The following is a 21233-nucleotide window of genomic DNA, read 5'->3' as shown; positions in this document are numbered from 1 at the left end:
GCGATGCTGGACAAAGCGTTAACCTTATCCCATACCACCTGACGGAATTTCGTAACGGATCGAATCCTTTACGGGCAGATGTTGCGGTGGAGACGGACGATGGCGCTGAAAGATGTGGTGGCGGGAAAGCGGAACGAAGAGGGCATCGCGTCGGCACTCGCGGTGCTGAAGCAGCAGCTTGGAGACAGGCTCCAGACCGGACAGGCGTTCCGCGAACAGCATGGCCACACCACCACTTATCTGACGCTGCAGGCCCCTGACGGCGTCGTTTTTGCCGAGAGCGCCGATGATGTGAAGGCCGTGGTAAAGGTCTGCGCGCAATATAAGGTGCCGGTCATTCCTTTCGGAACGGGCTCTTCGCTGGAAGGGCAGGTGAATGCGCCGAACGGCGGAATCTGCATCGATTTCAGCCGGATGAATCGCATCATTGAGGTGAATGCCGAAGATCTGGACGTGACGGTGGAGCCGGGTGTGACGCGCGAGGACCTCAATGTCTATCTGCGCGATACCGGCCTGTTTTTCCCCATCGATCCCGGCGCCAATGCCTCCATCGGCGGCATGGCCTCGACGCGAGCCTCCGGCACCAATGCCGTGCGTTACGGCACGATGAAGGACAATGTGCTGGCCGTCACCGCCGTCGTTGCCAATGGCGAGGAAATCCGCACCGCCCGCCGTGCCCGCAAATCGTCTGCGGGTTACGATCTGACGCGGCTTTTCGTCGGTGCAGAGGGAACGCTGGGTGTCATTACCTCCGTTACGCTGCGCTTGCAGGGTATTCCTGAAAAAATCGCCGGCGGGGTCTGCACCTTCGACAGCATCAAGGCGGCCTGCGATGCCGTCATCATGACGATCCAGATGGGGGTTCCGGTCGCCCGCATCGAATTGCTGGACGAAGTGCAGGTGCGGGCCTGCAATGCCTATTCCGGCCTGAACTACGCCGAGAAGCCGACACTCTTCGTGGAATTCCACGGCACCGAGGAAACGGCGGCGCTGCAATCGCAGCAGTTCGCCGAAATCGCCGCCGAATGCGGCGGCGTCGATTTCCGCTGGACGAGCGACGCTGCCGAGCGCAACAAGCTCTGGAAAGCGCGGCACGATGCCTATTGGGCTTCTCGCGCGCTCGCGCCGCATCTCGACGGGCTTTCCACCGATGTCTGCGTGCCGATTTCGCGGCTCGCGGATTGCGTGGTGGAAACGCAGCGGGATATTCAGGAAAACGGATTTCTGGCACCCATCGTCGGCCATGCGGGCGACGGGAACTTCCACGTCCTTATTCTGTTCGATGGCAAGGACGCGGAAAGTGTGGCGAAAACCGAAGCCTTCGTCGCCCGTCTCAACCGCCGCGCCATCGCTATGGACGGCACCTGCACCGGTGAACACGGCATCGGACAGGGCAAGATGAGTTTCCTCGCCGAAGAGGCCGGCAATGCGTTGGATCTCATGCGCGCCATCAAAACGTCGCTCGATCCCGATAACATCTTCAATCCGGGCAAGTTGTTCCGGCTTGTCTGATCATTCTCATATTTGATTGGTACAAAAGGCTGCTTGCCGTTAAGGCAGAAAAGAATAGGTTTGCAGCGTTCGCGAAGGGAGATGCAGGTCAGTGCTCGGACGTATTCTGGTTTTTCTGGGCGGACTGCTGGCCGTGGTGCTGTTTTCGGCGCTGCTTATTCCCTATTTCGTCGACTGGACGGATTTCCGCCGCGATTTCGAGGATCAGGCAAGCCGTATTCTCGGCAAAAAGGTGGTGGTGCATGGCCGCGTCGAAGCCCGTATCCTGCCTTTTCCTTCGGTAACATTGCATGATGTGCGCGCCGGAACGGATGCGGATGGATCGCCGCTCATTCAGGTCGCGCGTTTTTCCATGGATGCCGAGCTTGCGCCTTTCCTCTCGGGCGAGGCGCGTATCTTCGACATGCGCATCGAGGAACCCAAGGCCAAGATAAGGCTGCTTAAGGACGGCACGCTGGACTGGATGCGTGGCAGCCGGGCGGAAATTCCCGCCCGCACCGTGGTTCTGGAAAGCGTACAGATCGAAGGCGGGCAGATCGAATTCATCGATGAGCAATCCGGCCGCAACCGTGTCGTGACCGGTCTCAATGCCGACATGTCCGCCAATTCGCTGGCCGGGCCGTGGAAGGCGGAGGGACGCGCCGCCGTCGACGGACATCCGGGCTCCTTCTCGCTCTCCAGCAGCGAGCCGGATTATGCCGCCGGCCGCATGGGGCTGAGGATGCGGCTGGTGCCGGACGAACACCCGGTCGAGGTCGATCTCGATGGCGCGATTGCCGCAACGGCGGGAAAGCCGGCCTATAGCGGTTCTTTCTCCTTCAGTTTCCGCGAAGACGAAAAGCAGAAACAGCAGGCCGGACAATCGCTGTTTTCCTCGCCCCGCACACGCGGCAGCTTTGAACTCACCAATGAAAGCGTGCGCATACCGAGCTACCGAATGGAGCTCGGCGGCAGCGAAAATCCCTATGTCGTGACAGGGGAAGCGACGCTTGATACCGGCGCCAAGCCGGAATTCCTGCTGACGGCCGATGGCCAGCAGATCGATGTCGCCCGGTTTGCGCCGCCCGTCGTGCAGGCTGGCAAGACCTCGCGCCAGCCCACCGCCTCGGTGCGCCAGCGTATCGAGGCCTTTGCGGCCATGGTGGCCCGCATTCCGGTGCCGCCGGTGCCGGGCAAGGCCAGCATCAGCCTTCCGGCGCTCGTTTCCGATGATACGACCATTCGCGACATCAGGCTGGATGTGCGCCCTGAAGGCAGCGGCTGGCAGGTGGTGAATGCGGTTGCGACCCTGCCGGGCCGGACGCAGCTCGAAGCCAAGGGGTCGCTGACGCTTCTCGGCGGCCCTGCCTTCAACGGCAATCTGCTTCTCGCCTCCAACCAGCCCTCGGGTCTGGCGAACTGGCTTTCCGGTTCCGTCGATCCGGCGATCCGCCAGCTCAATGCCGCCGGTTTTTCCGCCGATGTCTCGCTGACGACGCTCAACCAGCGTTTCGACAATCTGGAGCTTGCAGTCGGCGATGCGTCGCTGAAGGGGGAGCTGGAGCGGCGCTCCGACGGCAAGACTTCCAATCTTTCCATCGATCTTGCCGGCAATGAAATCGATCTCGATGCGCTGAAGGCGCTCGGCAGTCTGGCGCTTGGCGATCAGGTCGGCAGTTCCGTCCTCGACCACCGCATTACCGCGAAATTCAAGGCCGACCGGTTCAACATGGCCGGTGTGACCGCCAATCATGTCGAGACCGCCTTCACCATGGCGGGCGGCGTTCTCTCGCTGGAGAACATGACGGCCGGAGACATCGCCGGTGCGGAAGTCAGGGCAAGGGGTGAGCTGCAGGGTTCGCTGCTGAAATATGCGGGCAAGGGCACGGTGAACCTGCATGCGGCGGATATGCAGCCGTTCTTCACCATGCTGCAGCAGAAGTTGCCGAACCATCCATTCCTCAGCCGTCTGGCGGCGAGTGCGCCGTGGTACGCCAATTCCGACCTGGCAATGGACGTTTCCGTCAATAGCGAAAATGGCGGTGCCAATGTCGCCGTTTCCGGCACCGTTAATGGCAGCCGGCTGTCGGCCGTGGCCAAGATGCCGGATTTCCTGTCGATCACCGATGATACCGCCATGTCGCTGGAAGCGGTTCTGAAAAACCAGTCGACGGCCATCCTGTTCGGGCAGGCGGGGCTCGATCCGCTGCCCTTCGATGCGGATGGCGAGGGCCTTCTATCCATCAAGCTCAACGGCACGCTCGGCTCGCCCGCCCAGACGGAACTGCGCTTCTCGACGGAGCGCACGCATTTTTCGATGAACGGTTCCTTTGCCGTTTCGTCCGCCAATTTCGGTGAGGGCAGCGCCGACGTGGCGCTCGAAAGCGCCGACATAGAGCCCTATCTCATCATGAACGCCGTTGGGCTGCCGCAGCTTGGCGGCGGCATGGCGTTGAAGGCCAACGCGAAAGTGGCGGTGGATGGGCAGAAGATCGCGCTTTCCTCGATAGGCGGGCAGGCGGGCGGAAATCCGTTCTCGGGCAATCTGACCTTCCAGCGCGCCGCGCCCTATCCCGTCACCGGCGATCTTGCGGTCAGAACGGCCGATCTCGCCTGGCTGGGTGATGCGATCTATGGGCCGGTGATCGATCCGGAAACCGGGGCGCTCAACGCCAAGCCGCTGGCCATGGCCGCGTTCCCGCAGCTCAAGGCTTCGCTTGCCTTGAAAGCGGAAAGCTTCGAGGCCGGCCCTTTCGGCACGGTCACGGGTGTTTCGGCCAAGGTCACGCATGATGCGGGCAGCCTGTCGCTCGACGATGTTGCCGGCACCTTCATGGGCGGCAAGCTGACGGGACGGCTCGCCATGTCGACGGGCGAGGGGGCGGGCATTTTCCGCACCAAGATCGCGGTCGCCGACGCCAATCCGGAGCCGATCCTGTGGGCGAATGCCAACGGGCCGGTCGCGGCGGGCCGGGTCGCCATCGACCTGACGGCCGAATCGACCGGCAAGAGCGTCGGTCAAATGCTGAAATCGGCAGGCGGTTCGGGTGAAATCCGGGTCGGTGGGCTGGTGCTGAAGGGGCTCAATCCCGGCACTCTGCCGCCGATCCTGCAGGCGGCGGACGGCTTGCAGCAGCCGATCGACGCGCCCAAGGTGCGGCCGCTGGTGGACCAGAGCCTGTGGCAGGGTGAAATTGGCCTCGGCGATGTGACCTTGCCGTTCTCGCTGAATGGCGGCGCGCTTCATTTCAAGAATTTGCGTGCGGGGATCGATCCGGTAACGCTGACGGCCGATGCAACGGTCGATCTTGCGGCTTCGACGGTGAATGGCGACCTCGATCTCCTGTTCAATCCCGGCACCGAAACGGTTGCGGGGGCCGAGCCTTCGGTGCGCCTGAATTATAACGGCCCGCTTGCGGCGCCGGCTTTGACGACCGACGTTTCGGCGCTCAGCAACTACCTGTCGCTCCGGGCTTTCGAAAAGGAGCGTCGCCGGGTGGAGGCTATGCAGGCCAGCGTTCTCGAAAAGCAGCGTCTGCGCCGCGAAGTGGCCCTTTATCGCTCGCAGGCGGCCGAGCGGCAGGCCGAGAAGGAACGGGCGGAGGCGGAAGCCAAGGCCAAGGCCGAAGAAGAGGCGCGTTTGAAGGCTGCGGCCGAAGAACGTCTGCGTCAGGAAAAGGAACAGCAGGAGCGGTTGCAGCAGCAACAGCAGCAACAGCAACAGCAGGAACAGGGGCAACAGCCGACGCCCGAGCGGCAGTCCGCGCCGGTTCTGGTGGTGCCTCCGACGGAAAATGCCATCCGGCAACTGGCGCCGGAAAATGCTCCCGCGACGCCGTGAGCTTGCGGGTAGGGGAGGGCTGATCGGTCTTCATATTGCGAAAGTGGGGAAACCTGTCCCGGAACGTTGCATCATCCTCGAGCATGAGTCGAGAATCTCATGATAAACTCGTTCCCTAACGGCGGAAACCCGGGAACGCTTCGCGGTGGATGTGATAGGTCGGGGAACAGTATTTGAAAGCAAGGCTACGCAATACGGGAAATGCCTTGCAGCGCAGACTAGGCCGCCAATGTTTAATGAATGCTTTCACGGCGTTACGAGTTTTTGGCAGTAATTTTTGTAGTCCGGAGGGACAAATGCGGACAGAGGCATCCACAGGCCGTGACCGATTGCGTATCTTTACTCACGCCGGAAAACCTCAGCGGGTTTTCAGCCAGTTCAGCACATAAACCCGCAGTGACGAGGACAGATTGCTGTCGGCGGAGCGGTTGTCGTCTATTTCGGCAAGCAGGGCCGCGAAACTGATCTTGCGTCTTTCCGCAATGGTTTTCAGCTCGTCCCAGAATGCGTCCTCGAGTGAAATGCTAGTGCGGTGGCCGTGCAACGTCGCGGAGTGCTTGCGGATCATCAGATCGGTCTCCGGTGAAACCGGTTGGAGGTCTGAATCATGTCTCCCCGGCAAGTCCCTGTTTGCGATTCTTTTCCGATAGTCCCGAAATCAGCGGCGTCCGGCCGGCCTGTCAGTCTTTGCCGGCCCCGTCATCGTTTTTTTCGAGCCGCCCTTGATCGAGCGCCTTTTCGGCCTTTTCGTTCAGGGCCGAGGTGAGATTTTTTTCGGTCTTGGTGCGGCCAAAGGACAGGCGGTTCTGCTCCGCCTGCTTTTCTTTTTCGCTACGGGCTTTCTGTTTGCGAAACTGACGCAGATTGACGATATCGGCCGCCATGGGGATATGTCTCCTCGGGTTTCGTAAGCGCTGCGTAAAAGCCGTTATTGCTTCTTGCGGAAGGCATCCAGCGAAACGACCGAGCCTTCCTTCTTTTCCTCTCCGGATTTGGGCGTCTCGGAAGCGGCAGCGGGCTTGGCCTCATGGGAAACGGGATAAGCGGTGATCTCTGCGTCTTCGATTTCTTCCTCTTCGGCCAGAGGCACGTCGAATTCGAGCTCGAAATTGACGGAAGGATCGTAGAAACCGCGAATGGCGTTATAAGGGATCACCAGCTTTTCCGGGGTATCCGAGAAGGACAGGCCGATTTCGAAGCCGGTTTCGGTTACTTTCAGGTCCCAGAACTGATGCTGGATAACGATGGTCATCTGCTCGGCATATTTCGCCTTGAGGTGCTGGGAAATCCGCACACCCGGCGCGCCGGTCAGAAAGGTGATGAAAAAGTGGTGGTCGCCGGGCAGACGGCCGGTTGCGGCCACTTCACCCAAAACCTTACGAATAACGCCGCGAAGGGCATCCTGTGCGAGAATGTCGTAACGGATATGATCCTGCCCCATGCGGTCCTGTCTTTCCCTTATTCGAACGTCTTTTAATGCACGGCGCGGCTTGCGCGCCAAGGACGCTGTAACACTTTGAATCTCCGCGTAATCCTTGAGCCGGGATCATTCCCGATCCTGACGCTCACGCGTTGACAAAGTATACGCAATGTCCTGAACGGCAGCAACGGAAAAGCCGATGCCTATTGCGAGTCAGCTATCATATAACCAATTCAGGCAAAATGGAGAAGGTGGAGGTTTCTGTTGCCAGGTACCTCCGAACCCCGCCTCACGGGGCTAACCGTGAGGACTTTAGAGCGGAATTCCCGCACCGCCATTAGGCAGCGAGAGCATATTCCTTAGCGTTGTTGTCGTTTGCAACTACACTTGTGACCCGATAACGGCGGTATCATGCCGAGCAAAAGTTCGATCTTTACGCCCTTGTCGATCCTATTTCGCCCCCATCAAAAGCCGGCCTTCGTTTCATGAAAGTCCGCCGGTTTTTGGTGGAGGCGCCGGGTACCGCCCCCGGGTCCAATAGGTTTATTACACCGACCGTTTATCGCCATAGCCGGGTTGCCCCGGCAAGGCTCATATAGGCGTTTCGACCGCCTGAGAAAAGGGGGGTGATGACAATTCCATGAAAAGGTTTCGTGATTGCGGCCCGCACTTTAGACAATTCTTGACGACGAGGGATTGCTGTCCCATTGTCCATGCAACCGGTCACCAGAAGCAACACCGGGCCGGGGGCACACGAAGGAGTGGACATGACTGACTATCTCGCAGATGTGAAGAAATACGACGCAGCAGCCGACGAAGCGGTGGTCGGCAAGATCGTCAAACATCTCGGCATCGCCCTGCGCAACCGGGATTCCTCGCTGGTGTCCGCTTCCGATCCGGAAGAGCTTGCACGTGTGAAGGCGAGCTGGTGCGGCAAGAAGCTCGGCGTGACCGACGGCACGGCCGATCAGGCAATCGATGCCGTTGCCAAGGCCATGGCTGCGGACCGCTCCAAATCGCGCGTGACCTTTTATTATCTGGTCGCCAAGGAACTGGGCAAGCTCCAGTCGCTTTGATTTAACGGGGATAAGCCCGCATTAGATGATTGGTTCTGCCGCCCTGTGCTATTATATTGCCCTGATATCAGGGAATCGGCGGCAGAACGCATGAAACAATATCTCGATCTTCTCCGGCATGTGATGGAAACCGGCTCCGACCGCGGAGACCGCACCGGTACGGGCACGCGCTCGGTGTTCGGTTACCAGATGCGTTTCGACCTTTCCGAAGGCTTTCCGGTTCTCACCACCAAGAAGCTGCATCTGCGCTCCATCATTCATGAACTGCTGTGGTTCCTGAAGGGCGATACCAATATCGCCTATCTCAAGGAAAACGGCGTTTCCATCTGGGATGAGTGGGCCGACGAGAACGGCGATCTCGGTCCGGTCTATGGTGCGCAGTGGCGCTCGTGGCCCGCACCGGACGGTCGCCATGTCGACCAGATCGCGCTTTTGATCGAGGGCCTGAAAACCAATCCGAATTCCCGCCGTCACATCGTTTCGGCCTGGAACCCGGCGCTGGTGGACGAGATGGCGCTGCCGCCCTGCCATTGCCTGTTCCAGTTCTATGTTTCCGATGGCAAGCTCTCCTGCCAGCTCTATCAGCGCTCGGCCGACATTTTCCTCGGCGTGCCGTTCAACATCGCATCCTATGCGCTGCTGACGCTGATGGTGGCGCAGGTCACCGGCCTGAAGCCGGGCGATTTCGTCCATACGCTCGGCGATGCGCATATCTATGCCAATCATTTCGAACAGGCGAAGCTGCAGATGACCCGCACGCCCAAGGCCCTGCCGACGATGCGCCTCAATCCGGATGTGAAGGATCTTCTCAGCTTTAAGTTCGAAGACTTTACGCTGGAAAATTACGAGGCCGATTCAAGTATCAAGGCGCCGATCGCGGTATGAGCGAACCGCGTGTCACCATCATCGTTGCGGTGTCCGAAAACGGCGTCATCGGCCGCGACCTCGACATGCCGTGGAAACTTTCCACCGACCTCAAACGCTTCAAGGCGATGACGATGGGCAAGCCGCTCATCATGGGCCGCAAGACATTTTTATCCGTCGGCGAGCGCCCATTGCCGGGCCGCCCGCATATCATCGTCAGCCGCAATGCCGATTACCGGCCGCAAGGCGTGGATGTCGTCTCCTCGCTGGAGGAGGCTTTGAAGCTTGCCGCAAGCAGGGCTGCGGAACTGGGTGTGGATGAGGTCTTCGTGGCCGGTGGCGGTGAGATTTACCGTCAGGCCATGCCCTTCGCCGATCAACTTTCCGTCACCCACGTCGCGGTAAAGCTCGATGGCGACACTTTTTTTCCGGAAATCGATCCTGCCGTTTTTGAGAAAATCGAGGAAATCCCTGCTCCCGCAGGGGAAAAGGACAATTATCCGGTTCTGTTTACCACTTATGTGCGAAGAGCCGCGTCAAAGTGAACTATTTACCCTGATTGGGTATTTAGTTACCACCTCTGCGTTGAAACGAACGCTTCTCCTTCCTATAACGGGTCGATATTCCCGCCGCACGCGAGCAATCGCTTTCGAACGGAACCGGGAGAGGCTTTTATAAAGAGGTATTGATGCCCTGGAGCAATCAGAATGGCGGCGGCGGCCCTTGGGGCGGCGGCGGTGGAGGAAACAACCAGGGCGGCGGTGGCGGCCCATGGGGGCAGGGGCCTAACCGGCCTCGCGGCGGTGGCGGCGGCAATGGTGGCCCGCCCGATCTCGAAGAGATCATCCGGCGCAGCCAGGACCGTTTCAAGAATGTGCTGCCCGGCGGCTTCAACGGCGGCGCGGTTGCCATCGTGGTTCTCGTCGTGCTGGTTTTCCTCGGCATTCAGTCCATCTATACCGTCCAGCCGGACGAGCGCGGCGTGGAACTGCGTTTCGGCCGCCCGAAGGACGAAATCTCGATGCCCGGTCTGCATTTCCATCTGTGGCCGATCGAGACGGTTGAAATCGTCAAGGTCACCGAGCAGCAGCAGAATATCGGTTCGCGGGCCTCATCGTCTTCGTCGAGCGGCGTGATGCTGACCGGCGACCAGAACATCGTCAACGTGCAGTTCTCGGTGCTCTATACGGTTTCGGATCCGAAATCCTATCTCTTCAACGTCGACAGCCCGGCCGAAACCCTGCAGCAGGTTTCCGAAAGCGCCATGCGCGAAGTCGTCGGCCGTCGTCCGGCACAGGATATTTTCCGCGATAACCGTCAGGCGATTGCGGCGGATGTGCGCACCATCATCCAGTCCACCATGGACGGTTATGGCGCCGGCATTTCCATCAATGCCGTGGCGATCGAAGATGCGGCGCCGCCGCGCGAAGTGGCCGATGCCTTCGATGAAGTGCAGCGTGCCGAACAGGACGAAGACCGCTTCGTTCAGGAAGCCAACCAGTACGCCAACCAGAAACTCGGCGCCGCTCGCGGTCAGGCCGCGCAGATCCTCGAAGAAGCGAATGCGTACAAGTCGCGCGTCGTGAACGAGGCGCAGGGTGAGGCGCAGCGCTTCGTCTCCATCTATGACCAGTATCGCACCGCGCCGGACGTGACCCGCCAGCGCATGTTCCTGGAAACGATGGAACAGGTTCTGAAGGGCTCCAACAAGATCATTATCGACGAAAAACAGGGCGTGGTGCCTTATCTGCCTCTGAACGAGATCATGCGCAACAATCCGGGCGCAGCACAGCAGGGAGGCAACTGATATGGGTAACCGTCTTTCTGCCATTCTCGTCGGCCTCGCCGTCGTGCTTTTCCTCGGTTACTCGTCGATCTTCGTCGTCAACGAGCGCCAGCAGGCCATCGTCGTCCGCTTCGGTGAAATCCAGGATGTGAAAACCGCGCCGGGCCTCTATTTCAAGCTGCCCTTCGCCTTCATGGATGCCGACCGGGTACAATATATCGAGAACCGGGCGCTGCGCTTCGATCACGACAATATCCGTGTTCAGGTTTCCGGCGGCAAGTTCTACGAGGTCGATGCCTTCGTGGTCTATCGCATCACGGATGCGCGCCGCTTCCGGCAGACGGTCTCGGGTGACCAGATGTCGGCGGAATCGCGCCTGCGTACCCGTCTCGACGCCTCGCTGCGCCGGGTCTACGGTCTGCGCGGCTTCGAATCGGCGCTCTCGGACGCCCGTGCATCGATGATGCAGGAAGTACGTGACGATCTGCGTCCCGATGCGGAATCGCTCGGTATCAGCATCGTCGATGTCCGCATCCGCCGTACCGACCTGACGCAGGAAGTCTCGCAGCAGACCTTCGAGCGCATGAAGTCGGAACGTCTGGCCGAGGCCGAACTGATCCGCGCCCGCGGTAACGAAGAGGCGCAGCGCCGCCGCGCCATCGCCGACCGTCAGGTCGTCGAGCTGGAATCCGACGCCCGCCGTCAGTCCGAAGTGCTGCGCGGTGAAGGCGATGCGGAGCGCAACAAGGTGTTCGGTGAGGCTTTCCAGCGCGATCCGAACTTCTTCGAGTTCTATCGCTCCATGTCGGCCTATGCCAATGCGCTGAACGGCAACGGCACGACGCTGGTTCTTTCCCCGGACTCGACCTTCTTCCGTTATTTCAACAATATCGACGGTGCGGCTCCGGCTGCCCCTGCGCCGGCACCGGCGAACTGATAGCGGAAAAAATGATTTTGGAGGGGCCGGTTTTACCGGCCCTTTCTTTTTGGTCCGTTTTCGTGCCAATGCTGTGGCTAAGGGCAAGGCGTCTCCCGCCTGTTCACGAAAAGGTATTTTTACACTTCATCATTCCGCCTTATGCTTTGCCGATATATGCAGGGCAAGACTATTTGAAACGCGAGGACGCTTATGGCCGTGACCCTTCTTTCGCCTTTTCGCAGCAGCATCGCCGCCGTCGCGGGCATCGCGCTTGTGGCAGGTAGCCTGACGGCACCGGTTGCTGCGAGAGCGCAGAGCCATGGGCCGGAATCGGTGGCCGATCTCGCCGAGCCGCTTCTCGATGCGGTCGTGAATATTTCCACGTCGCAGAACGTCAAGACCGACGGCAAGGGCCCGGTTCCGCCGCGTTTGCCGGAGGGCTCGCCCTTTCAGGAATTCTTCAAGGATTATTTCGACAGCCAGAAGCCCGAGGGTGGCGAAAAGGTGAGTTCGCTGGGTTCGGGTTTCGTCATCGATCCGGCCGGCTACGTTGTCACCAACAACCACGTCATCGAGGGTGCCGACGCTATCGAGGTGATTTTCCCGAACGGCTCGAAGCTCAAGGCGACGCTGGTCGGCACGGATACCAAGACCGACCTTTCGGTGCTGAAGGTGGAACCGAAAACGCCGCTGAAGGCCGTCAAGTTCGGCGATTCGCGCAGCATGCGCATCGGCGACTGGGTGATGGCCATCGGCAACCCCTTCGGGCTTGGCGGCTCGCTGACGGTGGGTGTCATTTCCGCGCGCGGGCGTAACATCAATGCCGGTCCCTATGATAATTTCATCCAGACGGATGCGGCCATCAACAAGGGCAATTCCGGCGGTCCGCTCTTCAACATGAAGGGTGAGGTTATCGGCATCAATACGGCGATCATTTCCCCGAGCGGCGGTTCGATCGGCATCGGTTTCGCCGTGCCGACGGAGCTTGCCCAGAATATCGTCCAGCAGCTCATCGAGTTCGGCGAGACGCGCCGCGGCTGGCTTGGCGTTCGTGTCCAGCCGGTCACCGACGATGTGGCGGCAAGCCTCGGCATGGACAGCGCCAAGGGTGCGCTGATCTCCGGCGTCGCCAAGGGCGGACCGGTGGAGAACGGCCCGATCCAGGCCGGCGATGTCGTGCTGAAATTCGACGGCAAGGATATTCATGAGATGCGCGACCTCTTGCGGATCGTGGCGGAAAGCCCGGTCGGCAAGGAGGTCGATGTGGTGATCCTGCGTGACGGCAAGGAGGAAACCGTCAAGGTCAAGCTCGGGCAATTGCAGGATACGACCGACGAAAAGGCCTCGGCGGAAGATCAGCAGAGCGAAGACGGCGATGGCGGTGTGGTTGCACCGGAAGATGATGGCGGCGCCGACGATCAGGCGCAGGACCAGACTCCGGAAGTTCGCGAGGCGCCGCAAAGCGTGCTCGGCATGAATCTCGTGGTGCTGAGCAACGAGTTGCGCACCGAAAAGGGCATTGCCGAAAGCGTCGAAGGCGTGCTGGTGGCGAGCGTCGATCCGGGCTCGCCCGCCGAGCAGAAGGGCATGAAGGCCGGCGATATCATCGTCGAGGTCGGGCAGGACTTCATGGAAGTGCCGGGCGACGTGCTGGTGCGCGTCAACGGCCTGAAATCCGAGGGCCGCAAGAATGCGCATATGATGGTGGCCGATGCGCAGGGTAATCTGCGCGTCGTGGCGCTGCCGCTGGAATAAGGCGCTTTCCTCCCGGTCAGGCAGGAATCGGGTGGTTGTGATCCCGGCTGCTCTCTAATTCTTGGTCTCCATCGAACGGAGGCCAAGAATATGAAATTACTCGAAAACAAGGTTGCCATCATCACCGGCGCGTCATCCGGCATCGGCCGGGCGACGGCGATGCTGTTTGCCGCCGAAGGTGCGGCCGTTGTCATCAATGCGCGCGGCGAAAAGGCCCTGCATGAGGTTGCCGCCGACATTCGTGAGGCCGGCGGTTGCGTCCACACGGTTGCCGGCGATGCCGGTGTTGCTGAAACCCATGCCCGGTTGGCGGATGCGGCCATAAGCGTCTTCGGTGGCCTCGATATTGGCGTCAACAATGCCGGAGCGGTAGGAGCCATGAAACCGCTGGCGGAGATTTCGCCTGCGGAATGGGATCATGCGCTCAATGTCAATCTCACTTCCGCCTTTCTGGGCGCGCGCTACCAGATTCCGCCGATGTTGATGCGGGGTGGCGGTTCCATCGTCTTCACCTCGAGCTTCGTCGGCACCAGCGCCGGCATACCGGGCATGGCGGCTTATGGCGCGGCCAAGGCGGGGTTGATGGGGCTGGTGAAAGGCATCACCGCCGACTATGCGATCAATGGCATTCGCGCCAATGCGCTGCTGCCCGGCGGGGTCGATACAGCTGCTGCGGGAGACGACGCCCAGAAGGAATGGGCCGCCGGCCTGCACGCGATGAAACGTATCGCTGAGCCGCCGGAAATTGCGCGGGCAGCGCTTTTCCTCGCGAGCCCCATGGCGAGCTTCGTCGCCGGTGCCGCTCTGTTCGCCGATGGCGGCAATGCCGCCGTGAAATGACCTTGGGAACTGGCGGGCAGGTGTCTTATCGCGCCCGCCATTCTTCCAGCGTCAGCGCATAGGTGACGTGCGGCCGCAGATGCGGATGTGTGTCTTCCGGCACGCGCGGATGGTCGAAGTCGCGCGAAGGATCGCGCTTCAGGCCGATGCGCTCCATCACCGCCGTCGAACGGTGGTTGTCGTGGACGGCGAAGGAGACGATTTCCGGCGTTTCCTTTTCATCGAAGGCCATGACGAGCAGCGACTGCGCCGCTTCCGTGACATAGCCGTGGCCCCAGAAGCGGGTGGCGAGCCGCCAGCCGATCTCCATGGTGCCGACCGGGAAGGGGGGATCGAGGTTCATGACCGGGGAGATACCGCAGAAGCCCATGACTTCGCAGGTTTCACGCAGCTCCATGGCATAAAAGCCATAGCCGCTGCCGCGGATCATGCCGTTGATGGTTTCCAGCACGGCGTCCGCTTCCGCATGGCTGCGGCGGAAGGGGAAAAACTCCATGACCTTTTCGTCGGCGTTGATTTCGCGGAACAGGTCACGGTCGCTCTCCTTCCACTCGCGCAGAATGAGTCGTGGCGTCTCTCGGATGATCATGGAGTGACAAAATCCGTCTTGCGATAGCCCTGGATGTAAAGAAGCGCGGTCAGGTCGCCATGGTCGATGCGCATCTGCGCCTCGGCGGCCACTGCCGGCTTGGCGTGCAGGGCAACGCCGGCGCCGGCGAGATGCAGCATGCCGAGATCGTTGGCGCCATCGCCGACCGCCATCGCCTCTTCCGGCGAGATGCCGAGCTTTGCGGCAATATCGTTCAGCGCATCCACCTTGGCCTGCTTGCCAAGGATGGGTTCGGCAACGGTGCCGTCAAGTTCGCCATTGGCTTCGCCGAGCAGATTGGCGCGGTCCTCATCGAAACCCAGCATGGCGGCGACACGGCCGGTGAAGACGGTGAAGCCGCCGGAAACGAGGGCGGTATAATAGCCCTTGGCCTTCATGGTGGCGATCAACTCCCTGCCGCCGGGGGTAAGCGTGATGCGCTTTTCGATGACATCGTCGATAACCGAGACAGGCAGGCCCTTCAGCAGCGCCACACGTTCCCGCAATGCAGGTTCGAAGGCGATCTCGCCATTCATGGCGCGGGCGGTAATAGCGGAAACTTTTTCCTTCAGCCCGACTTCGGCGGCCAGCTCGTCAATGCATTCCTGGCCGATCATGGTCGAATCCATATCGGCGATCAGCAGTTTCTTCCGGCGCTGATCCTGTTCCTGGATGACGATATCGATCGGTTTTCCGACAAGCTCGGCTGCAATGGCACTGCGAGCCTGCTCGGCTGCGGTGCCGGAAGGCAGGGCGATATCGCAGGCGATGCCATCGGCCAGCCAATAAAGGCCCGATGCGTTGACGGCCTTTGCGGCCGCCTCGCCGAGGGCCGGTGTCAGAACAGGATTTGACGGATTGGCGATAAGCGTGGCAACGAGAGCCATGATGAAAAACCTTGATGAGAATTTTGATGCGATCCTGATAACCGGCCCGACGGCAAGCGGCAAGTCCGCGCTTGCGCTTCGTCTGGCGCGGGAGCGGGACGGCGTCGTCATCAATGCCGACAGCATGCAGGTTTACGACACGCTGCGGGTGCTGACCGCGCGGCCGTCCGAAGACGAGATGGAGGGCGTGCCGCATCTTCTCTACGGCCATGTGCCGGCGAGCAGCCTCTACTCAACCGGCGAATGGCTGCGGGAGATTTCCGCCCTGCTTGCGGATTTGCGCGGGCAGGGGCGTTTGCCCGTCATCGTCGGCGGTACGGGGCTTTATTTCAAGGCGCTGACGGGTGGGCTTTCCGATATGCCCGCCATTCCCGATGACATCCGCGATGGGCTGCGCGCCCGGCTGATCGGGGAGGGGGCGGCTGCGCTCCATGCCGAACTCGCACGGCACGATTCGGCCATGGCGGATATGCTGCAGCCGGGAGACGGCCAGCGTATCGTCCGGGCGCTGGAGGTGCTCAAGGCGACCGGAAAGTCGATCCGGGATTTTCAGCGCGCCAGCGGCCCGATGATCGTCGATCCCGAGCGGGCGCAAAAATTCGTCGTCCTGCCGGAAAGGCCGGTGCTGCATGACCGCATCAACCGGCGTTTCGAGATGATGATGGATAGCGGGGCAGTGGAGGAGGTGCAGGCGCTTCTCGCGCTCAACCTCGCATCCGATGCCACCGCAATGAAGGCGATCGGCGTTGCCCAGATTGCCGATATGCTGGCCGGGCGCATCGGCGAGGCGGAGGTGATCGAAAAATCGGCGGCCGCGACACGTCAATATGCCAAACGGCAGATGACCTGGTTTCGCAACCAGATGGGGGACGACTGGACACGTATCCAGCCGTGAGAGCGCCCATCAGTCTTTCCGGTAGAGACTGCCGAGCGGTTTCTTCAGCAGGCTTTCGCGGAGCGAAGGACGTGCATCGCCGGGCGGTGGGCCATTCTGTGCCTGCATCTGGAAACTCGCCTTGCGCAATTCGTTGACGGCGCCGGAGGCCGCATCGGGTGCCGCCGGATTTGGCGATGCGGAGAGTGTGCGGCCGGGCAGCATGTCCGGGCGGTACGGCTCGTATCCCTCCGGTGCGGCCGTTCCCAGTTCCCGCTTCCAGCGGTCGATATCGTCTGTCTCCCGTGGTGCGGCTGCCGGCTCCGGCAGATCGGAAAAGGCTGCTTCGACGCTTTGCTGGAAGCCGGTGATGACAGGCTTGGCCGTGGCGCGCATGCGGGTGACGATGTTGTTCAGATCGACCGTGTCCGGGGTTTCATGGTTCGTATGGCTGATGGTGCCGCTCGCCTTCGGCAATTTGGCGGTGGCCACGCGGTCGAAACGCATGCGCATCGGTACATTGACGGCCTCGCCGAAGGCGATGGCCTCGCCATTGCCGATGGAAGACAGAAAGCTGGTGGTCGAGGTCGATGCGTTCGGTACGGCGGAGAGAATGATCTTCTGGTCGATCTCGTTCGACAGCCGCATGGCGAAAACGGTCGAGCATTGCGACAGGATGGTCTGGTCCAGTTCGCTTGGCCGCTGGCTGATGACGCCGAGCGAAATGCCGTATTTGCGGCCCTCCTTGGCGATCTGGGCAATGGATTGCCGGGTGGGGAAAAAGCCGCGCTCGGGGTCGGCGGGCACATAACGGTGCGCTTCCTCGCAGACGACAAGCATATGCAGCGAGCCGCGCGCCAGCACCGCCAGTTCGAAGGACATGCGGCACAGGACGGAGACCACCGAATTCACCACTTCGGAGGGGATGCCGGAGAGCTGGAACACCGAAATCGGTTTGCCTTCCCCCGGAATGCGGAAAATATGCGCGACCGTCTCCAGAATGGTGTCGCTGATCGTATTGCTGGAGAACATGAAATTGTAGCGTGTGTCGTTGATGGCCGAGAGAATGCGGCCTTTCAGCGAGCGCAGCGCGGGTTTTTCGCCACGCCCTTCCAGCCGGCCGATACGCTCGTCGATGAGAGCGAGGAGATCGGCCATGCGATAGGGCACCGGCGTATCCGGCGTGATCGCGCTCTTGTCGGACGTGCGGCGCACGGCGGAACCATCGGTGCCGCGAAATGCCTTTTTCGCTTCCGGAACGAGGTCGCGAAGGACATCCATTTCTTCCGGCACGGGTTTGCGTCCGCGGAAAATCACTTCCGCAAATTCTTCAAGGCGCATCAGCCAGAAGGGAAGATCCAGCGTATCGGTGTCGATGACGACCGAATGATCGGGAAAGGCGGCCGCGAATTCATTATGCGGATCGAGAATGAGGACACGCAGCTTCGGGTCGGTCTCGATCGCCTTGTTCAGAAGCAGCGAGACGGCGGTGGTCTTGCCCACGCCCGTCGAGCCGACGACGGCGAAATGTTTGGAAAGCATCTGGGGAATGCTGATGGTGGCGTTGATCGTATCGTCCTGCGTCAGCCTGCCGATCGTGCAGGCGTCGCGCTTGCCGCTGTCGTAAATCTTGGCAAGATCGCTGGTGCGGATGCGATGCGCCACCGCACCCAGATAGGGGTAACGGGAGATGCCGGTGGAAAAGCGCTCGCTGCCATCCTCGGTGCGATAGACCTCGCCAACCAGTTCAACGTCGATCAGCAGCCTGTTCGGCCTGTCCGCCGCCCAGTAGTCCTCGCCGGTTCGCATGGAAAAAACCAGCGCTGCGACACGGCTCGTACCCATCTCGATGGAGATCAGGCGTCCGACGGACCAGAGCTGCGAGACATCGGTGGTGCCGGGTTCCGTTTCGGCGGCGATGGTGGCATGCGCACCGTTACAGGCGATGACGCGGCCCAGCATGCGGTTCGCCGGCTGCTGGCCGGATCGCCGTTCGTTTTCGTCCATGCGGGACGCACTATGAAACGTGTCGTTACTCACATTTTTTCCCGGTACATGCGGATGATCGCGGTGGTTCGGGCAGTATCTGCGTTCTCGATATTAAAAGATTATGCTTAACAACATGTGTATCGGCTGCGTTCGAAAATTTCGCGCAAGCAGCCTTTCAGGTAATAAAAGAAGGCGACGGCGATTTTTTCCTGCAATATGCGTTGACGGCTGGGGCTTTTGTGGCTAACACTCCGGCCCATGAAAAATCTTAACGTACTTATCGTGGTGGGACGGCGCATGGGCAGGATGGTGTAACCATCCGGCGAAAGCACCCATGCGCTGAACGAGGCTCCTCTAGGGGCCTTTTTTTATGTCTTCAAACAGGCCCTCGGGCTCCTCGATATCCAAAGCCAAAGCGGGATGGAAACAGGCAATGACGGATAAGGACAATACGGAAAACAGCAATCGCATGACAGGTGCGGAGATCGTTCTGCAGGCGCTGAAGGACAATGGCGTCGAGCACATCTTCGGTTATCCGGGCGGTGCCGTGCTTCCGATCTATGACGAGATTTTCCAGCAGGAAGACATCCAGCATATCCTCGTGCGCCACGAGCAGGGCGCTGGCCACGCCGCCGAAGGTTATGCACGCTCCACCGGCAAAGTTGGCGTTATGCTCGTCACATCCGGACCCGGTGCGACGAATGCGGTCACCCCGCTGCAGGATGCGCTGATGGATTCCATTCCGCTCGTCTGCCTGTCCGGTCAGGTTCCCACCACGCTCATCGGTTCCGACGCCTTCCAGGAATGCGATACTGTCGGTATCACGCGCCCCTGCACCAAGCACAACTGGCTGGTCAAGGACGTCAACGAGCTGGCGGGCATCATCCATGAAGCCTTCCGTATCGCGCAGACGGGTCGTCCCGGTCCTGTCGTCGTCGATATTCCGAAGGACATCCAGTTCGCCACCGGCACCTATACGCCGCCCTCCGCCGCCACCCAGCACGAGAGCTACAAGCCGAAGGTTCAGGGCGATCTGAACGCCATTCATGCCGCCATCGACCTGATGTCGAAGGCGAAGAAGCCGGTTTTCTATACCGGCGGCGGCGTCATCAATTCCGGTCCGGAGGCAACCCGGCTGCTGCGCGAACTGGTGGAGCTGACCGGCTTCCCGATCACCTCGACGCTGATGGGTCTCGGCGCCTATCCGGCTTCCGGCAAGAACTGGCTCGGCATGCTGGGCATGCACGGTTCCTACGAAGCCAATATGACGATGCATGATTGCGACGTTCTGGTCTGCGTCGGCGCGCGTTTCGACGACCGAATTACCGGCCGCATCAATGCGTTTTCGCCGAATTCGAAGAAGATCCATATCGATATCGATCCGTCCTCGATCAACAAGACGGTTCGCGTCGACGTGCCGATCATCGGGGATGTCAGCCATGTTCTGGAAGATATGGTTCGCCTGTGGCGCGCTCTGCCGAAGAAGGTTGAGAAGGCGCAGACGGCCGACTGGTGGGCGCAGATCGAGCGCTGGCGCGCCCGCAACTCCTTCGCCTACAAGAATTCCAACGATGTCATCATGCCGCAATATGCCTTGCAGCGGCTTTATGAGGCCTCGAAGGGCCGCGACACCTACATCACCACCGAAGTCGGCCAGCATCAGATGTGGGCGGCGCAGTTCTTCGGCTTCGAGGAGCCGAACCACTGGATGACCTCGGGCGGTCTCGGCACCATGGGCTACGGCCTGCCGGCGGCCATCGGCGTTCAGGTCGCGCATCCGGACGCGCTGGTCATCGATATTGCCGGTGACGCCTCGATCCAGATGTGCATTCAGGAAATGTCCTGCGCCATCCAGTACGGTCTGCCGGTGAAGATCTTCATCCTCAACAACCAGTATATGGGTATGGTGCGCCAATGGCAGCAGCTGCTGCACGGCAACCGCCTGTCCAACTCCTATACGGAAGCCATGCCCGATTTTGTCAAGCTGGCGGAAGCCTATGGCGCGGTCGGCATGTATTGCGACGATCCAAAGGAACTGGACGACAAGATTGCAGAAATGATCGCGGTCAAGAAGCCGGTCATCTTCGATTGCCGCGTCGCCAATCTTGCCAATTGCTTCCCGATGATCCCGTCTGGTAAAGCCCATAACGAGATGCTGTTGCCGGATGAGGCGACGGATGAAGCGGTTGCCAACGCCATTGACGCCAAGGGCCGTCAGCTAGTCTGAGCCGGGAGAGGAAAAGGACATGAACGCACACCTACAACCCACCGGCTCGGCCTATTTCATCCAGAAGGAAACGGCCGCCGTTGAAAATCACACGCTGTCGGTTCTCGTCAGCAACGAGCCGGGCGTTCTCGCCCGGGTCATCGGCCTGTTCTCCGGCCGCGGCTACAACATCGAGAGCCTGACGGTTTCGGAAACGGAACATGAGGCGCATCTGTCGCGCATCACCATCGTCACGCGCGGCACGCCCATCGTGCTGGAGCAGATCAAGGCGCAGCTGGAACGCATCGTGCCGGTGCACCGGGTTCTCGATCTCACCGTTCGCGCCCGCGAACTGGGGCAGGAGCGGCCTATCGAGCGCGAAGTGGCGCTTATCAAGGTCGCCGGTTCCGGCGAGGACCGTGCTGAGACGCTGCGCCTTGCCGATGCGTTTCAGGCCAAGGTAGTGGATGCGACGGTGGAGCATTTCATCTTCGAGATCACCGGCAAGTCGTCGAAGATCGACCAGTTCGTGGCGATCATCAAGCCGCTCGGCCTGATCGAGATTTGCCGCACCGGTATCGCGGCGATGAATCGCGGCCCGCAGGGGATGTAACCTCCACATCCGGAGCCGTTGCCTTCAATACAGCCTGCGGTTCGCTGTGGGTTAGACCTGGAAAGGTTTTGAAAGCTCTCTTT

Annotated in this window: 18 protein-coding genes and 1 other RNA gene; 12 read left to right on the top strand and 7 right to left on the bottom strand. The window is 60.6% G+C overall.

Features of this window, described 5'->3' with window-relative positions; translation table 11 throughout:
• Nucleotides 1-99 precede the first annotated feature (99 nt).
• Nucleotides 100-1512 carry an FAD-binding oxidoreductase gene (locus RAC79_RS19535; protein WP_125145609.1) on the top strand — a complete coding sequence of 471 codons (1413 nt, stop codon included), beginning with the start codon at nucleotides 100-102 and terminating at the stop codon, nucleotides 1510-1512.
• 91 nt (nucleotides 1513-1603) lie between these two features.
• A complete protein-coding gene (locus RAC79_RS19530; RefSeq protein WP_174039476.1) occupies nucleotides 1604-5332 on the top strand; it encodes an AsmA-like C-terminal region-containing protein in 3729 nt (1242 codons plus the stop codon).
• A gap of 358 nt (nucleotides 5333-5690) precedes the next feature.
• Here the strand turns inward: RAC79_RS19530 and RAC79_RS19525 are convergent, their stop codons facing one another.
• The 4 genes from RAC79_RS19525 to ssrA all read right to left on the bottom strand — a co-directional run bounded on the left by RAC79_RS19525 (nucleotide 5691) and on the right by ssrA (nucleotide 7377).
• The gene (locus RAC79_RS19525) at nucleotides 5691-5900 is read right to left on the bottom strand and encodes a ribbon-helix-helix domain-containing protein (protein WP_003522362.1); all 210 of its coding nucleotides are present in this window, start codon (nucleotides 5898-5900) and stop codon (nucleotides 5691-5693) included.
• Between the two features lie 112 nt (nucleotides 5901-6012).
• Entirely contained in the window at nucleotides 6013-6216 is a 204-nt protein-coding gene (locus tag RAC79_RS19520) for a DUF4169 family protein (protein ID WP_065655837.1), read from the bottom strand.
• Nucleotides 6217-6260: 44 nt separating this feature from the next.
• Nucleotides 6261-6773: an SspB family protein gene (locus RAC79_RS19515; RefSeq protein WP_020812051.1), complete on the bottom strand. Its 513-nt coding sequence runs from the start codon at nucleotides 6771-6773 to the stop codon at nucleotides 6261-6263.
• 229 nt (nucleotides 6774-7002) lie between these two features.
• Nucleotides 7003-7377, bottom strand: a transfer-messenger RNA (tmRNA) gene (ssrA, locus tag RAC79_RS19510).
• Between the two features lie 142 nt (nucleotides 7378-7519).
• On the opposite strand from ssrA, the gene RAC79_RS19505 reads away from it, so the two are divergent.
• From RAC79_RS19505 to RAC79_RS19475, 7 genes are all read left to right on the top strand, one after another.
• Nucleotides 7520-7828 (top strand): DUF2853 family protein, encoded by a 309-nt coding sequence (locus RAC79_RS19505; protein ID WP_003522365.1) that lies wholly within the window; start codon nucleotides 7520-7522, stop codon nucleotides 7826-7828.
• 90 nt (nucleotides 7829-7918) lie between these two features.
• Nucleotides 7919-8713, top strand: coding sequence for a thymidylate synthase (locus RAC79_RS19500; protein ID WP_174039475.1), 795 nt, complete (start codon nucleotides 7919-7921; stop codon nucleotides 8711-8713).
• Nucleotides 8710-9237, top strand: a complete 528-nt coding sequence (locus tag RAC79_RS19495) for a dihydrofolate reductase (RefSeq protein WP_174039474.1) — start codon at nucleotides 8710-8712, stop codon at nucleotides 9235-9237. The genes RAC79_RS19500 and RAC79_RS19495 overlap by 4 nt, the downstream gene beginning before the upstream one ends.
• Nucleotides 9238-9380: 143 nt before the next feature.
• On the top strand, nucleotides 9381-10499 hold the full coding sequence (gene hflK / locus RAC79_RS19490) for an FtsH protease activity modulator HflK (protein WP_003522368.1): 1119 nt from the start codon (nucleotides 9381-9383) through the stop codon (nucleotides 10497-10499).
• A gap of 1 nt (nucleotide 10500) precedes the next feature.
• The gene (gene hflC / locus RAC79_RS19485; RefSeq protein ID WP_174036209.1) at nucleotides 10501-11415 is read left to right on the top strand and encodes a protease modulator HflC; all 915 of its coding nucleotides are present in this window, start codon (nucleotides 10501-10503) and stop codon (nucleotides 11413-11415) included.
• A gap of 192 nt (nucleotides 11416-11607) precedes the next feature.
• The gene (locus tag RAC79_RS19480; RefSeq protein WP_142845296.1) at nucleotides 11608-13152 is read left to right on the top strand and encodes a Do family serine endopeptidase; all 1545 of its coding nucleotides are present in this window, start codon (nucleotides 11608-11610) and stop codon (nucleotides 13150-13152) included.
• A 90-nt stretch (nucleotides 13153-13242) separates the two neighbouring features.
• Complete coding sequence (locus RAC79_RS19475) at nucleotides 13243-13992, top strand: SDR family oxidoreductase (RefSeq protein WP_174039473.1); 750 nt, start codon at nucleotides 13243-13245, stop codon at nucleotides 13990-13992.
• A gap of 25 nt (nucleotides 13993-14017) precedes the next feature.
• Here the strand turns inward: RAC79_RS19475 and RAC79_RS19470 are convergent, their stop codons facing one another.
• Together RAC79_RS19470 and serB are read right to left on the bottom strand one after the other, a co-directional pair.
• The gene (locus RAC79_RS19470; RefSeq protein WP_065655842.1) at nucleotides 14018-14581 is read right to left on the bottom strand and encodes a GNAT family N-acetyltransferase; all 564 of its coding nucleotides are present in this window, start codon (nucleotides 14579-14581) and stop codon (nucleotides 14018-14020) included.
• Nucleotides 14578-15468 carry a phosphoserine phosphatase SerB gene (gene serB, locus RAC79_RS19465; protein WP_142845299.1) on the bottom strand — a complete coding sequence of 297 codons (891 nt, stop codon included), beginning with the start codon at nucleotides 15466-15468 and terminating at the stop codon, nucleotides 14578-14580. The genes RAC79_RS19470 and serB overlap by 4 nt, the downstream gene beginning before the upstream one ends.
• On the opposite strand from serB, the gene miaA reads away from it, so the two are divergent.
• Nucleotides 15467-16363 (top strand): tRNA (adenosine(37)-N6)-dimethylallyltransferase MiaA, encoded by an 897-nt coding sequence (miaA, locus tag RAC79_RS19460; protein ID WP_142845300.1) that lies wholly within the window; start codon nucleotides 15467-15469, stop codon nucleotides 16361-16363. The genes serB and miaA overlap by 2 nt on opposite strands.
• Before the next feature lie 9 nt (nucleotides 16364-16372).
• On the opposite strand, the gene RAC79_RS19455 is transcribed toward miaA, so the two are convergent.
• Nucleotides 16373-18382: an ATP-binding protein gene (locus RAC79_RS19455; protein WP_174039472.1), complete on the bottom strand. Its 2010-nt coding sequence runs from the start codon at nucleotides 18380-18382 to the stop codon at nucleotides 16373-16375.
• Between the two features lie 382 nt (nucleotides 18383-18764).
• Here RAC79_RS19455 and RAC79_RS19450 point away from each other — a divergent pair, with 382 nt between their 5' ends.
• Both RAC79_RS19450 and ilvN read left to right on the top strand, forming a co-directional pair.
• Nucleotides 18765-20558, top strand: coding sequence for an acetolactate synthase 3 large subunit (locus RAC79_RS19450; protein ID WP_035239227.1), 1794 nt, complete (start codon nucleotides 18765-18767; stop codon nucleotides 20556-20558).
• A 19-nt stretch (nucleotides 20559-20577) separates the two neighbouring features.
• Nucleotides 20578-21150 carry an acetolactate synthase small subunit gene (ilvN, locus tag RAC79_RS19445; RefSeq protein WP_003522378.1) on the top strand — a complete coding sequence of 191 codons (573 nt, stop codon included), beginning with the start codon at nucleotides 20578-20580 and terminating at the stop codon, nucleotides 21148-21150.
• Nucleotides 21151-21233: the final 83 nt, after the last annotated feature.

The organism is Agrobacterium sp. LR_9, assembly GCF_041954855.1.
Taxonomy (GTDB): domain Bacteria; phylum Pseudomonadota; class Alphaproteobacteria; order Rhizobiales; family Rhizobiaceae; genus Agrobacterium; species Agrobacterium leguminum.
Note: the sequence above shows the minus strand (reverse complement) of the source record. Positions and strands in the feature narration are given on the sequence as shown.